The organism is Nonomuraea sp. NPDC049152 (genome assembly GCF_040648355.1).
Taxonomy (GTDB): Bacteria; Actinomycetota; Actinomycetes; order Streptosporangiales; family Streptosporangiaceae; genus Nonomuraea.
The window spans coordinates 237,938-250,898 of sequence record NZ_JBEZDO010000009.1 but is presented as its reverse complement, the minus strand read 5'-3'; the positions used below and the strand labels follow the sequence as shown (position 1 = coordinate 250,898).

The window sequence follows — 12,961 nt, the reverse complement described above, 5'->3', positions numbered from 1 at the left end:
TCGGCCGCTCTCAGCGGGGCTCCCCGGAGGCTCGGGGTCGAGGTCCTGTGTGGAGCGTGCTCACGGAGAAGCGAAAGGGCGCGCACGGGAGACGCGGGAAGGCAGACGACGCGCTGGCCACGAGCCGGAAGACGGGACGTCGGCAGCGTGCGTGTTGGCCGAAAGGCCGGACATCGTCAGGCGGAGGCCGAGTGGACGCGGGACCCGGACGAGGGACCCGAACGAGGGGCCTGGAGGCGGGGGGCAGGAGCACGAGAGGCCCCGAGGCGGGGGGCGGGAGGCGGGGTCGGCGGGTGACGGGGGGCCGGGAGGTCGGGAGGTCGGGGTGACGGGGTGACGGGGTGACGGGGCGAAGAGGGTGGGTGCGGGCATGAGAAAGCGGCACCCCCTAGGGGATGCCGCTGTCTCGGGAGAAGACCTACCAGCCGCGCTCGGCCAGGCGGTGCGGCTGCGGGATCTCGTCGACGTTGATGCCGACCATCGCCTCGCCCAGGCCGCGCGACACCTTGGCGATCACGTCGGGGTCGTCGTGGAAGGTGGTGGCCTTCACGATCGCCGCCGCCCGCTTGGCCGGGTCGCCCGACTTGAAGATGCCGGAGCCGACGAACACGCCCTCGGCGCCGAGCTGCATCATCATCGCCGCGTCCGCCGGGGTCGCGATGCCGCCGGCGGTGAACAGCACCACGGGCAGCTTGCCGGTCTTGGCGACCTCGGCGACCAGCTCGTACGGCGCCTGCAGCTCCTTGGCCGCGACGTACAGCTCGTCCTCGGGCAGCGAGGTGAGGCGCTTGAGCTCGCCCCTGATGGTCCGCATGTGGGTGACGGCGTTGGAGACGTCGCCCGTGCCCGCCTCACCCTTGGAGCGGATCATGGCGGCGCCCTCGGTGATGCGGCGCAGCGCCTCGCCCAGGTTCGTCGCGCCGCACACGAACGGCACGGTGAACTGGAACTTGTCGATGTGGTTGGCGTAGTCGGCCGGGGTCAGGACCTCCGACTCGTCGATGTAGTCGACGCCCAGCGACTGCAGGACCCGCGCCTCGACGAAGTGCCCGATGCGGGCCTTGGCCATGACGGGGATGGAGACGGCGTTGATGATGCCGTCGATCATGTCGGGGTCGCTCATCCTGGAGACGCCGCCCTGCGCGCGGATGTCGGCGGGCACGCGCTCCAGGGCCATGACGGCGACCGCCCCGGCGTCCTCGGCGATCTTCGCCTGCTCGGCGGTGACGACGTCCATGATGACGCCGCCCTTGAGCATCTCGGCCATGCCGCGCTTGACGCGCGCGGTTCCGGTGACGGGGCTGGTAGACACGGTCTTCCTCACAACGGCAGGTCGGTAAGTTCTCAAGCCCATCGTAGGTCCTTAACACCCCACGCCCGGACACACCACCATGTCAGGGTCGTGGGCGGATTTTGTACGTTAAGGAATGACTGGCTTGCGGCTGGCGAGAGCGACCCACACCTGACCAGGCGTGAAGTTCATCGGCTCGCCACTCTCAGTGGTGAACGTCGTGCCTTCTTTCTCCGATTCCCTCGACCACTTGGCCTTGTAGGCCTTGCCGTCCCGCAGCACGATCGCCGTGCCCTTGCCGACGGAGTGGACCAGCGGGGTGTAGCTCTGGTTCTTGTCGTGGAACTGCGAGCGCTCGGTCTTGGTGTACTGGATGACGATCGTGGGCGCGCCGAGCTGGCCGCCCTCCGCCGCCATGTCCTTCTTGCCGTCCTGCGCGATCAGCCACTGCTTCTTCTCCTCCGACCAGGAGAAGGTGAAGCGGGCGGCGGGCCACTTGACGGTCCACGACTTCTTCGGCACGCCGCCGTCAGCGGGGGCGTCGCCGAAGGTGAAGCCGATGTCCTTCGCCTCGGTCGCCTTGGGCGCCTTGGACAGCAGCTGCTTGGTGTTGGCGAACAGGTTGTAGGGGGCGAAGCGTCCCGGCTGGCGGAAGAACGCGCCAGGGTTGCGGGTGTCGCCGACGTCGAACAGCGACGCCTCCGCCATGAACGGCAGCATCTTGGATTGCACGCCGGAGTAGGCGAAGGCGGGCTTGCCGAACTGCGGGGTGATGTGCAGGTCGGAGATGCGCGCGCTGCGGACCGGGCCCACCTTGGCGGGCACCTTCGAGGAGAAGACGGCCATCAGGCGGGTCAGTCCAGCCTCGACCTGCTCGATGTAGACGATGTCCGCGCTCTTGAGCCCGAGCTGCGGCTTGCCCGCCGCGGTGTTCTCGATCTTCACGGCGAGGACGGGCTTGAGCTCCTCGTACGGCAGGCCCGTGAACGGATGCCCCTTCGCCTCGGGCGTCGGGGAGGAACTCACCGGGGCCGCCTGGGGCGCCTTCGACGGCGAAGCCGCGCCGCCTCCGCTCGAGCAGGCCGCGACTGGAGCGAGCACCGCCAGCGTCACCGCGATCGTTCGGGCTACCCGCACCAGCTCAACTCCTCCGCTTGGCCACGAAAACGGAAGGAAGCTTACCGGGCTCTCCCAAATTGGGTCATTCGGTTGCCATAGTCTCCGGCGGATTGTCATCGATCTCAAAGAATTCGGGAAACTCGGTGCGCCCGGCCAGACGAAGCGTGCGGGCGAGCCAGCGGTGCTGGGCGGTGCGGGTGACGCCGACCGCGTTGTTGAAGAAGCGGCGGGCGTAGACGACCTTGGCGACGGCGGCGTCGAGCTCCTCCAGCAGCGCGCGGCCGCCGAGCGACTCGCTGAGCCGTTCCCTGAACCTGTCCTGGTCGATGGCCGCGCGCAGCGCCCTGGACAGGTCGCTCTCGGCGTGCTCACGCTCGTCGGGGCCGGCCGTACGGGCCTCGTGGGCGGCCGCGGCGAGGACCAGGGAGGTGGCGGGGTCGAGCAGGCGGGACCCGGCCAGTTCGAGGACGACGGCGGCCCGCCGTACCAGGGCGACGTCGAGGGCCTCGCGAGCCAGCTCGAGCCTGATGTGCAGCCGGTCGAGACGGCCGGCCCGCCAGGAGACGTAGACGGCGGCGAGCACCATGACGATGCCCACGATCAGGACGATGATGGTGGTGCTCATGCGAGCGTGTCCTCCTCGACCTGTCCTGCGGCGGCCGTGACGGTCTCGTAGACGCGCACGACGTCGCGGGCGACCGTGGACCAGTCGTACTTGCGCACCGCGACGAGCGCCTCGTCGGCGAGCTTGGCCCTGCGTGCGGGGTCGTCGAGGAGGGCGCGGGCCTCGCGGGCCAGCGCGGCGGCGTCGCCGTTGGGGAACAGCGCGCCCGCCTGCCCGTCGCCGAGCACCCTGCGAAAGGCGGGGATGTCGCTGGCCAGCACGGTGGCTCCGGCGGACATGGCCTCGGCCAGCACGATGCCGAAGCTCTCGCCGCCGGTGTTGGGCGCGACGAAGACGTCGACGGAGTGGTAGGCGCGGATCTTGTCCTGCTCGCTGACCATGCCGAGCAGCATGACGCGGTCGCGGATGGACTTGGGGATCTTCACCTCGCCGGGGCCCGCGACGAGCAGCTTGGCGTCGGGCACCTGCTCCAGCGCCTCGAGGAGGACGGGCAGGCCCTTGCGCGGCTCGTCCATCCTGCCGAGGAAGCCGAGCGTGCGCCCGTCGGGGCCCCAGCCGGGAAGCGGCTCCGCCTCGGTGTAGCGGCTGACGGTCACCCCGTTGGGGATCAGCACGCTGTCGCCGCCGAACTGCTCGACCAGGCTCTTGCGGGCCGCGTCGGAGACGGCGATGCGTCCGCTGAGCTTCTCCAGCGCGCTGCGCAGCATCGGCTCGGCGATCGCGATGGCGCGCGAGCGGTTGAAGGAGGCGTGGAAGGTGGCCACGATCGGGCCCTTGGCCGCCCAGCAGGCCAGCACGCCCAGGCTCGGCACCAGTGGCTCGTGGATGTGGAGCACGTCGAAGCCGCCCTCGCGGATCCACCGCCGCACCCTGGCCGCGGACAGGAAGCCGAACGACATCCGCGCCACCGACCCGTTGTACGGCACGGGCAGCGCCCTGCCGGTCCCGGTCACGTACGGCGGCAGCTCGGCGTCCTCCTCGGCGGGCGCGATCACCGACACCCTGTGCCCCTGGGCCATCAGCGCCTGCGCCAGGTCGTCGATGTGCTGCTTGACGCCGCCCGGCACGTCCCAGGAGTAGGGACAGACGATGCCGACGTTCACGTCAGGTCCTCGAGCCAGAGGCGCTGGAGCATGTGCCAGTCTTCGGGGTGCTCGGCGATGCCCTTCTCGAAGACCGTCACCAGGCTCTGCGCCACCGCGGCCGTGCGCTCCTGGATGGTGCCGTGGGCGGGCACCTTGACCTCCTCGTGGATGCGCAGGCCCCAGTCGGCGCCCTCGAACCACAGCGTGGCGGGCAGCAGCGCGGCGCCCGTCTTGACGGCCAGCAGCGCGGGCCCCACGGGCACCTGGGTGGTGGCGCCGAAGAACTCCACCTTGACGCCGTTCTTGGTCAGGTCGCGCTCGGCGGGCAGGCAGACGATGCCGCCCTTGCGCACGCGCTGGGCCAGCGTGCCGAAGTTGTGCCCGTCGCCGCCGGTGAGCGGCAGCACCTCCATGCCCAGCCCCTCGCGGAAGGCGACGTAGCGGCGGAACAGCGACTCGGGCTTGAGCCGCTCGGCCACGGTGGTGAAGCGGTGCCCGCTGCCGATCAGCCAGGCGCCCGCCTGGTCCCAGTTGCCCATGTGGGGCAGTGCGAGGACGACGCCGCGCCCCTCCCCCACGGTGTTCCAGATGTGCTCGTCGCCCGTGACGTGGGTGCGCCGCACGACGTCCTCGCTGCGCATCGTGGGCAGCCTGAAGACCTCGTGGAAGTAGCGCAGGTAGGAACGCATGCCCGCGCGGCTGAGCGCGCGCAGCTCGGCGCCGTCCTCGGCCAGCCCCGTCACCCTGGCCAGGTTGTGCTCCAGGCGGCGCACGCTCTTGCCCCTCCTGCGCCACGCCCTGTCGGCCACGAGGGTGAAGGCGGCCGCGGTCAGCCGCTCCGGCAGGTGCGGCAGCAGCGTCCAGCCCGCCGTGAACGCCGCGGCCACGGCGCGTTCCTGAAGGGAGGTCATCGCGCTCCAATCTGGCGATGGACGTGGACGACCCGCTGCACGACGGTGATCGCGCTGGCCGCCGCCAGCAGCCACAGGCCGAAGGGCAGGATGTACGGCACGCCGAGGCCGGAGAAGCCCGCGGCCACGAGACCCACGACCAGCCGCTCGGGCCGCTCGGCGAGGCCGACGTCGCAGCTGGCGCCGAGCCCCTCGGCCCTGGCCTTGACGTAGGACACCAGAGTGCCCGCCACCAGGCAGAACAGCGCGACCCCCGCCAACAGCAGGTCTCGTTCGACGAAGAAGTGGACGATCAGGCCGGAGAAGATTGCCGCGTCGGCCACCCTGTCGAGCGTGGAGTCGAGGAAGGCGCCCCACGTGCTGCCGCCGCCCCCGCCCATCCTGGCCACGACGCCGTCGAGCAGGTCGAACAGCACGAACACGGTGATCGCCACCGAGCCCCACCACAGCTGGCCCATGGGGAAGAACACCAGGGCGCACACGACGGTGCCGGCCGTGCCGATCGCGGTGACGGCGTTCGGGCCTATCCCGCGGCGGACGAGTGCCCTGCCCAGCGGGGTGAGTATCCGGGTCATAGCCGGGCGCAGGAGTTTGAGCATCGCGCTCTGATCGTAGGCCATCGAGGCCGCCACCAGTTCTTTGCCTCGCCCCCCTTGTGATATTCGCCACACGGGTATTTGGTGAACTAACCGCGTCCTTGCGGTGACTCCGCTGGGCGTGGCGCTGAACCGAACGACGATTTGGGCGGCGCGCGCCGTACCTGCGAGCTCCGTCCCACGGAAGCGGAGGCGATGTGGCTGAGAAGCACCACGGCGCGACCATAGGAGCCGCGGGCAGGGCACCAGCGGCCGACAGGGCGGACGCGATACGCAACGTCGTACTGGTCGGCCACTCGGGAGCGGGCAAGACCACCCTGGTCGAGCAGTTGCTCGCGGCCACGGGCGCCATCCAGCGCACGGGACGTGTGGAGGACGGCAGCACGGTCAGCGACTTCGACGAGGTGGAGGTGCGCCAGCAGCGCTCGGTGAACCTGTCGGTCGCACCCATGGTCCACAACGGAATCAAGATCAATCTTCTGGACACCCCAGGCTACGCCGACTTCGTCGGCGACCTGCGGGCGGGGCTGCGCGCCGCCGACGCCGCGCTGTTCGTGGTCGCGGCGACGGACGGCATCGACGGGCTGACCCAGATGCTGTGGGAGGAGTGCGCGCAGGTCGGCATGCCCCGCGCCGTGGTGATCACCAAGATCGACCACCAGCGGGCGGATTTCGACCAGGTCCTGGCGGAGTGCCAGGAGGTCTTCGGCGACGGCGTCGCGCCGCTCTATCTCCCGGTGGTGACCAACGGTCACGTGGCCGGGCTGATCGGACTCCTGTCGCAGAAGTTCTACAACTACGCGACGGGTGACCGTACGGAGAAGGAGCCCGGCGCGGAGTACGAGTCGCGGATCGAGGAGTACCGCGGCAGCCTGATCGAGGGCATCATCCAGGAGAGCGAAGACGAGTCGCTCATGGACAGGTACCTGTCCGGGGAGGCGATCGACGCCAAGGTGCTCGTCGACGACCTGGAGAAGGCGGTCGCGCGCGGCAACTTCTACCCCGTGCTCGCCAGCGGCGTCGGCGTGGGCGCGCAGGAGCTGCTCGAGGTCATCACCCAGGGCTTCCCCTCGCCGCTCGAGCACCCGCTGCCCGAGATCACCACCCCCGACGGCCAGCCCGTGCGGGTCAAGGCGTGCGACCCTGACGGACCGCTGGTGGCCGAGGTGGTCAAGACGACCAGCGACCCCTACGTGGGCCGCATCAGCCTGGTCCGCGTCTTCGCGGGGACGCTGCGCCCCGACATGACCGTGCACGTCTCGGGACACGGCCTGTCCGACCGCGGGCACGAGGACCACGACGTCGACGAGCGCATCGGCACGTTGACCAGCCCGCTGGGCAAGCAGCAGCGCACCATCGCCAAGGGCATGGCGGGCGACATCGTCGCGGTGGCCAAGCTGTCGAGGGCCGAGACGGGCGACACGCTGTCGGATCCCGAGCAGCCGCTGCTCATGACCGCGTGGAGCATGCCCGAGCCGCTGCTGCCCGTGGCGATCAGGGCCAAGTCGAAGGCCGACGAGGACAAACTGTCGCAGGGCCTCGCCCGGCTGGTGGCCGAGGACCCGACGCTGCGTCTGGAGAACAACGCCGAGACGCGGCAGCTGGTGCTGTGGTGCATGGGCGAGGCGCACACCGACGTCCTGCTCGACCGGCTGGCCAAGCGCCACGGCGTCGAGGTCGAACGGGTCAACCTGCGGGTGCCGCTGCGCGAGACCTTCGGCGGCAGGTGCCAGGCCATGGGCCGCAACGTCAAGCAGACCGGCGGCCACGGCCAGTACGCGATCTGCCACCTCGAGGTCGAGCCCCTGCCTTCCGGCGGGGGTTTCGAGTTCGTCGACAAGATCGTCGGCGGCGTGGTGCCCAGGCAGTTCATCCCGTCGGTGGAGAAGGGCGTGCGCACCCAGATGGAGCGGGGTGTGCTGGCCGGGTACCCGATGGTCGACGTGCGGGTCACGCTCTACGACGGCAAGGCCCACTCGGTCGACTCCTCCGACATGGCCTTCCAGATCGCCGGCTCGCTGGCGCTGAAGGAGGCGGCGTCGAAGGTGTCGACGCTGCTGCTCGAACCGGTCGACGAGATCGCGGTGCTGGTGGCCGACGACTACGTCGGCTCGGTCATGTCCGACCTGTCCTCGCGCAGGGGCCGCGTGCTCGGCACCGAGCCGGTGGGCACGGGGCGGACGCTGGTGAAGGCGGAGGTGCCGCAACTGGAGATCACCCGCTACGCGATCGACCTGCGGTCCATGTCGCACGGGACGGGGACGTTCCAGCGCACGTTCCTGCGCTACGAACCTCTCCCCTCGCACCTGACCGACAAGGTGACAGCCGAGGACTGACGCCCCTCGTTGGGGGGAGGGTAACGTCCTCCCCCCGAGTCACACTAGGATCACAAATCCATTTCGTTTTTTGGTCGAAGCACCCCGGTGGCGATGTCACACTGAGGGACTATGCGTACAGGACGACCTCTTCTTGCCGCCGCCGCTGTCGCCATCGCCGCCACTGCCGCCGCCTACTCCTTCGGAGGCCCGGGTGCAGAGGCCGCGGCTCCGAGGACGAAGGCCAAGACCGCAGCCAAGCCGGCTGAGAAGTGCGTCGCCGACGCCAGATACCCCAAGCGCCAGCTGCGCGGCGTCTGGATCGCCACGGTCAAGAACATCGACTGGCCCTCGGCGACGGGCATCAGCCCCGCCAAGCAGCGGGCCGAGTACGTCAGGATTCTCGACAACGCGGTCAGGCGCAATCTCAACGCGGTGTTCGTGCAGGTGCGGCCGGCCTCCGACGCGCTGTACAAGTCGCCGTACGAGCCGTGGTCGCAGTACCTCACCGGCACTCCTGGCAAGGACCCCGGCTGGGACCCGCTGCCGTTCCTGACCGCCGAGGCGCACAAGCGCGGCCTCGAGTTCCACGCCTGGTTCAACCCGTACAGGGCCGCCTACGACGCCAACCTGGGCAGGCTGCCCGCCGGCCACCCCGCCAGGCAGCACCCCGACTGGCTGGTGAGGTACGGCGACCTGGTCTACTACAACCCCGGCCTCCCCCAGGTGCGCGACCACGTGGTGAAGGTCGTCACCGACGTCGTCAAGCGCTACGACGTCGACGGCGTCCACTTCGACGACTACTTCTACCCCTACCCGGGGCCCGGGGGCACGTTCGACGACGCCGCCGCGTTCAGGAAGTACGGCGACGGCGCCAAGCTCGCCGACTGGCGCCGCGGCAACGTCAACAAGCTCGTCGCCCAGGTGCACAAGGCCGTCCACGACACCAAGAAGGACGTGAAGTTCGGCATCAGCCCGTTCGGCATCTGGCGCAACAAGGCCCAGGACCCGACCGGCTCGGCGACCTCCGGCATGTCCGCCTACGACGCGATCTACGCCGACGCCAGGGCGTGGATCAAGGCGGGGACCGTCGACTACCTGATCCCGCAGCTCTACTGGCCGCGCGGCTTCCAGGCGGCCGACTACAAGGTGCTGGCGCCGTGGTGGGCCAACGAGGTCAAGGGCACGGACGTGCGCCTGTACATCGGGCAGGGCCTCTACCGGGTCGGCGCGAGGGACGTGCCCACCTGGACCAAGCCCGGCGAGGTGCCCGCGCACCTGACGCTCAACCGCAGGTTCGAGGAGATCGACGGCGACGTCTACTTCAGCGCCAAGAACCTGGAGGCCAACCCGCTCAAGGTCATGGACCGCCTGGTCAAGGACCACTACTCGCGGCCCGCCCTGCTGCCGCTGCCCGACGGCGGCAGCGCACCGGCCAAGCCGTCGGGGCTGAAGGTCTCAGGCTCGGTGCTGAGGTGGACGGCGGTGCCCGGCGCCCGCTCCTACGCCGTCTACAAGGTGCCGGCCTCGGGCCAGAGCTGCCAGGCGACCGACGCGCGCAACCTGATCGCGATCGTCACCGGCTCCTCCTACACCGCCCAGGCTCCTGGCACGTACCTGGTCACGGCCCTGGACCCGCTCACGCGGGAGAGCAAGCCCGCCGACGTGACCGTCGTCCCCACCTGATCCCTTTACGGCACGCCGGGCCACGCGCCTCCGGTCACCGCGAGCCATCCCTTCAAGGGGACGCTCCCCGGGCGCGCGTGGCGGGCCGCCGCCACGGCGACCCCGATCGCGCTCCGGCCTCGCGCGGCTTCGCCCCCGCGAGGGGGCGGCACCCTGGTGGCCGTGCGCGCCAGCATAGGCTGACGTGTGTGAACGTCGAGAGTGTCGCATGGGACGACCCCGCCGCCGAGGGGCTGCGCGCGGCGATGTCCGAGGAGATGAGCGAGCGCTACTCGGACATGAGGGCCTTCGACTTCCCCGAGGGGTTCTCCGTCTCGCCGGAGAGCGTCGTCTACACCGGCGTGGCGCTCACCGCCGACGGCGTCCCCGTCGGACACGTGGCCCTGCGCAGGCTCGGCGCCGACCTGGAGATCAAACGCATGTACGTCGCCCCTGGCCATCGCGGCAACGGGTGGCCGTGGCCCTGCTGGAGGCCGCGGAAGCCGCCGCGGCACGGCTGGGTGCCGAACGGGTGGTGCTGCAGACGGGCGACAGGCAGCCCGACGCGGTGCGGGTGTACGAGCGCGAGGGGTACACGCCCATCCCCGTCTACCCGCCCTACCACCTGGTCCCGAACTCGCGCTGCTACATGAAGCGCGTCACCTGACGGCGACGACCCGGTGTAGCGTGCCTCCGACGATGTCAAGACTTGGGAGGTCGTGCGTGAGGCGGACCCTGCTGGTGCTGGCCGTACTGGTCAGCCAGATGCTGCTGGGCTGGGCCCCCGCGCACGCGTCGGAGAAGGAGCGGGTCGCCCTCATCGGTGTCTCCGGCCTGCACTGGACCGACCTGTCCCAGGCCGACACCCCCAACCTCTGGGAACTGGCGGGCGGCAGCGCCATCGGCTCGATGTCGGTCCGCACGGTCGGCAACATCACCTGCCCCTACGACGGCTGGCTGACGGTCTCGGCGGGCATCCGCTCGGCCTCCGGCTACCGGTGCGGCGCGCCGCCGATGCCGGAGCAGCGGGGGCGCGGCGCGGTCATCCCCGACTACGACTACCTGCACGAGGTGGCCGAGCAGCGCTACGCGGGCCTGCTGGGCGATACGCTGGCCAAGGCCGGGCAGTGCGCGATCGCCATCGGTCCCGGCGCGGCCCTCGGGCTGGCCGACAGCAAGGGCGCGGTCGCCACCTACCACACCTCGCCCATCCAGGTGAAGGCGGAGGAGCTGGAGCGCTGCCGCCTCGTCGCCATGGACGTCGACGACCTCATCAGGCCCTATATCTCCGACGACGGCAAGCTCCCCCGCGTCGCGGAGAAGCTGTCGGTCCAGGACAGGCGGGCGGCGCTGCGCCTGGCCGACGCCAAGGCGGGCGCGCTGCTGGCCGTCCTGCCACAGGACACCACCGTCCTGCTGACGGGCATGTCCGACCACGGCTCGGTGCCGCACCTGCGGGTGGCCGCGCTGCGGCAGCAGGGGGCGCAGGGGCACGAGCTCGGCGCGGCCTCGACCCGCCGCGACGACATCTCGATCCTGCCGGACGTGACCACGACCGTGCTGACCAGGCTGGGCCTCGCCGTACCCGACAGCGTCGTCGGGCAGGTCATGCAGGTCAACGGGCCTGGCGCGACGTTCGAGCGGATGGCGGAGGCCGACCAGACCGCCCAGACCATGCGCTCGGTGAAGGGCTACTACTTCATCGCCCTCGCCGTGCTGCAGGTGCTGTTCTACATCGTCGCGTTCCTGATGCTGCGCCGCCGCAAGGGCCTTTCCTGGGTACGGCTGGCGGCGGTGACGCTGGCGGCGATCCCCATCACCTCGATCCTGGTCAACCTGTTGCCGTGGTCGACGCACCTGGAGCTGTTCGGCGGCATGCTGGCCTGGCTGGTCGTCCTCACCGTCGCCGCGTTCGCGGGACCGTGGCGGCGCAGCCCGCTCGGCCCGCTGGCGGTGGTCGCGGGCGTCACGGCGCTCACGCTCGCAGGAGACCTGCTGACCGGCACCACCCTGCAGCTCAACAGCTTCATGGGCTTCAGCGCCGAGCAGGGCGCCCGCTACTACGGCCTGGGCAACATCCCGTTCGCCCTGCTCGCCACCGGCACGCTGCTGAGCTCCACGGTGATCGCGCACCGGCTGTCGCGGCCGTGGGGCGCGGCGGTCGTGGCAGTGCTCGGCACGTTCGCGATGGTGCTGGGCGGCTCGGGCATGGGCAGCGACTTCGGTGGGGTGATCGCGTTCGTCCCCGGCATCGCGGTGACCGCGCTGCTGATCCTTGGCAAGCGGATCTCGCTGTGGAAGCTGGGCGCGTTCTGCGTGGCGGGCGGCGTCGTCGTGATGGGCTTCGCGATCGCCAACTACCTGCGGCCCGCGGCCGAGCAGTCGCACCTGGGCAGGTTCGTCGGCCAGGTGATCAGCGGCGAGGCGATCGACGTGATCGTCCGCAAGCTGGTGGCGATGCTCAGCACGCTGCTCAGCCCCACGCTGATGCCCGTGGTGATCGCCGCCGTCGCGTTCCTCGTCTACGCGATCATGCGCCCAGGCCAGGCGACGGCGGGCGTGCTGCCCGCCGCCTTCGAGTACTCCCCCGCGCTGAAGGCGGGCCTCATCGGCACGCTCGTCAGCGGCGTGGTCGGCACCCTGGTCAACGACTCGGGCGCCGCGGTCCTGTCCATGGCCCTGGCCCTGGCGATCCCCCTGGTGCTGTCGGCGGGCATCGCCGCCCTGCCGGGAGAGACCACCACCGAGGAACGCCCCCTGGCCAAGGTGTGACCGCGAGGGCACTCCCCTGACCGGGCGGCGTCAGGTGGCCGGCCAGGCGTCGGCCAGCATCTTCCTGGTGTCGCGCAACAGCTGGGGCAGGACCTTGGTCCTGGCCACGACGGGCATGAAGTTCGTGTCGCCGCCCCACCTGGGCACGACGTGCTGGTGCAGGTGAGCGGCGATGCCGGCGCCCGCGACGTGGCCAAGGTTCATGCCGACGTTGAAGCCCTGGGCGCCGCCGGCCTGGCGCAGCGCCCGCAGCGCCCGCCTGGTGAAGTCGCCGAGCTCGGTCATCTCCTCGTCCTTCAGCTCGTCGTAGTCGGAGACGTGCCTGTAGGGGCAGACCATCAGGTGACCCGAGTTGTAGGGGTAGAGGTTGAGCACCGCGAACACGGTCTCGCCCCTGGCGACGATCAGGCCTTCCTCGTCACTCATCTTCGGGATCTCGCAGAACGGGCAGCCGTCGCCCGCTCCTTCCCCGGTCGGCTTGTTCTCCCCCTTGATGTAAGCCATCCGGTGCGGCGTCCACAGCCGCTGGAAGTTGTCCGGCGATCCCGCCCCGCCCTGCTCCATCGGTTCGCTCTCCTGCAT

General features: G+C 70.4%; 11 protein-coding genes. 4 read left to right on the top strand and 7 right to left on the bottom strand.

Annotated elements, in window-relative coordinates; genetic code table 11:
* Positions 1 to 418: 418 nt before the first annotated feature.
* The 6 genes from pdxS to pgsA form a co-directional block, all read right to left on the bottom strand.
* Positions 419 to 1,354: a pyridoxal 5'-phosphate synthase lyase subunit PdxS gene (pdxS, locus tag AB0B45_RS19165; protein ID WP_358132118.1), complete on the bottom strand. Its 936-nt coding sequence runs from the start codon at positions 1,352 to 1,354 to the stop codon at positions 419 to 421.
* Positions 1,355 to 1,420: 66 nt separating this feature from the next.
* Positions 1,421 to 2,428: a DUF3048 domain-containing protein gene (locus tag AB0B45_RS19160; protein WP_358132116.1), complete on the bottom strand. Its 1,008-nt coding sequence runs from the start codon at positions 2,426 to 2,428 to the stop codon at positions 1,421 to 1,423.
* Between the two features lie 64 nt (positions 2,429 to 2,492).
* The gene (locus AB0B45_RS19155) at positions 2,493 to 3,035 is read right to left on the bottom strand and encodes a hypothetical protein (protein ID WP_358132114.1); all 543 of its coding nucleotides are present in this window, start codon (positions 3,033 to 3,035) and stop codon (positions 2,493 to 2,495) included.
* A complete protein-coding gene (locus AB0B45_RS19150; protein WP_358132112.1) occupies positions 3,032 to 4,138 on the bottom strand; it encodes a glycosyltransferase family 4 protein in 1,107 nt (368 codons plus the stop codon). Before AB0B45_RS19150 ends, AB0B45_RS19155 begins: the two co-directional genes overlap by 4 nt.
* Positions 4,135 to 5,031, bottom strand: a complete 897-nt coding sequence (locus AB0B45_RS19145; RefSeq protein WP_358132110.1) for a phosphatidylinositol mannoside acyltransferase — start codon at positions 5,029 to 5,031, stop codon at positions 4,135 to 4,137. The genes AB0B45_RS19150 and AB0B45_RS19145 overlap by 4 nt, the downstream gene beginning before the upstream one ends.
* On the bottom strand, positions 5,028 to 5,651 hold the full coding sequence (pgsA, locus tag AB0B45_RS19140) for a phosphatidylinositol phosphate synthase (RefSeq protein ID WP_358132108.1): 624 nt from the start codon (positions 5,649 to 5,651) through the stop codon (positions 5,028 to 5,030). Before pgsA ends, AB0B45_RS19145 begins: the two co-directional genes overlap by 4 nt.
* Positions 5,652 to 5,824: 173 nt before the next feature.
* Between pgsA and AB0B45_RS19135 the strand changes: the two genes are divergently transcribed.
* The 4 genes from AB0B45_RS19135 (at position 5,825) to AB0B45_RS19120 (ending at position 12,379) form a co-directional block, all read left to right on the top strand.
* Positions 5,825 to 7,963 (top strand): elongation factor G-like protein EF-G2, encoded by a 2,139-nt coding sequence (locus tag AB0B45_RS19135; RefSeq protein WP_358132106.1) that lies wholly within the window; start codon positions 5,825 to 5,827, stop codon positions 7,961 to 7,963.
* A gap of 111 nt (positions 7,964 to 8,074) precedes the next feature.
* A complete protein-coding gene (locus AB0B45_RS19130; RefSeq protein ID WP_358132104.1) occupies positions 8,075 to 9,628 on the top strand; it encodes a family 10 glycosylhydrolase in 1,554 nt (517 codons plus the stop codon).
* 457 nt (positions 9,629 to 10,085) lie between these two features.
* Positions 10,086 to 10,274 carry a hypothetical protein gene (locus AB0B45_RS19125; protein ID WP_358132102.1) on the top strand — a complete coding sequence of 63 codons (189 nt, stop codon included), beginning with the start codon at positions 10,086 to 10,088 and terminating at the stop codon, positions 10,272 to 10,274.
* 56 nt (positions 10,275 to 10,330) lie between these two features.
* Complete coding sequence (locus AB0B45_RS19120; protein ID WP_358132100.1) at positions 10,331 to 12,379, top strand: hypothetical protein; 2,049 nt, start codon at positions 10,331 to 10,333, stop codon at positions 12,377 to 12,379.
* 30 nt (positions 12,380 to 12,409) lie between these two features.
* Here the strand turns inward: AB0B45_RS19120 and AB0B45_RS19115 are convergent, their stop codons facing one another.
* Positions 12,410 to 12,961, bottom strand: coding sequence for an HIT domain-containing protein (locus AB0B45_RS19115; protein ID WP_358132098.1), 552 nt, complete (start codon positions 12,959 to 12,961; stop codon positions 12,410 to 12,412).

Bases quoted from the DNA above. Each gene is read 5' to 3' on its own strand.
- pdxS (WP_358132118.1), bottom strand. From the start codon at position 1,354: ATGGGCTTGAGAACTTACCGACCTGCCGTTGTGAGGAAGACCGTGTCT.
- pgsA (WP_358132108.1), bottom strand. From the start codon at position 5,651: ATGGCCTACGATCAGAGCGCGATGCTCAAACTCCTGCGCCCGGCTATG.
- AB0B45_RS19155 (WP_358132114.1), bottom strand. From the start codon at position 3,035: ATGAGCACCACCATCATCGTCCTGATCGTGGGCATCGTCATGGTGCTC.
- AB0B45_RS19130 (WP_358132104.1), top strand. From the start codon at position 8,075: ATGCGTACAGGACGACCTCTTCTTGCCGCCGCCGCTGTCGCCATCGCC.
- AB0B45_RS19145 (WP_358132110.1), bottom strand. From the start codon at position 5,031: ATGACCTCCCTTCAGGAACGCGCCGTGGCCGCGGCGTTCACGGCGGGC.
- AB0B45_RS19115 (WP_358132098.1), bottom strand. From the start codon at position 12,961: ATGCAGGAGAGCGAACCGATGGAGCAGGGCGGGGCGGGATCGCCGGAC.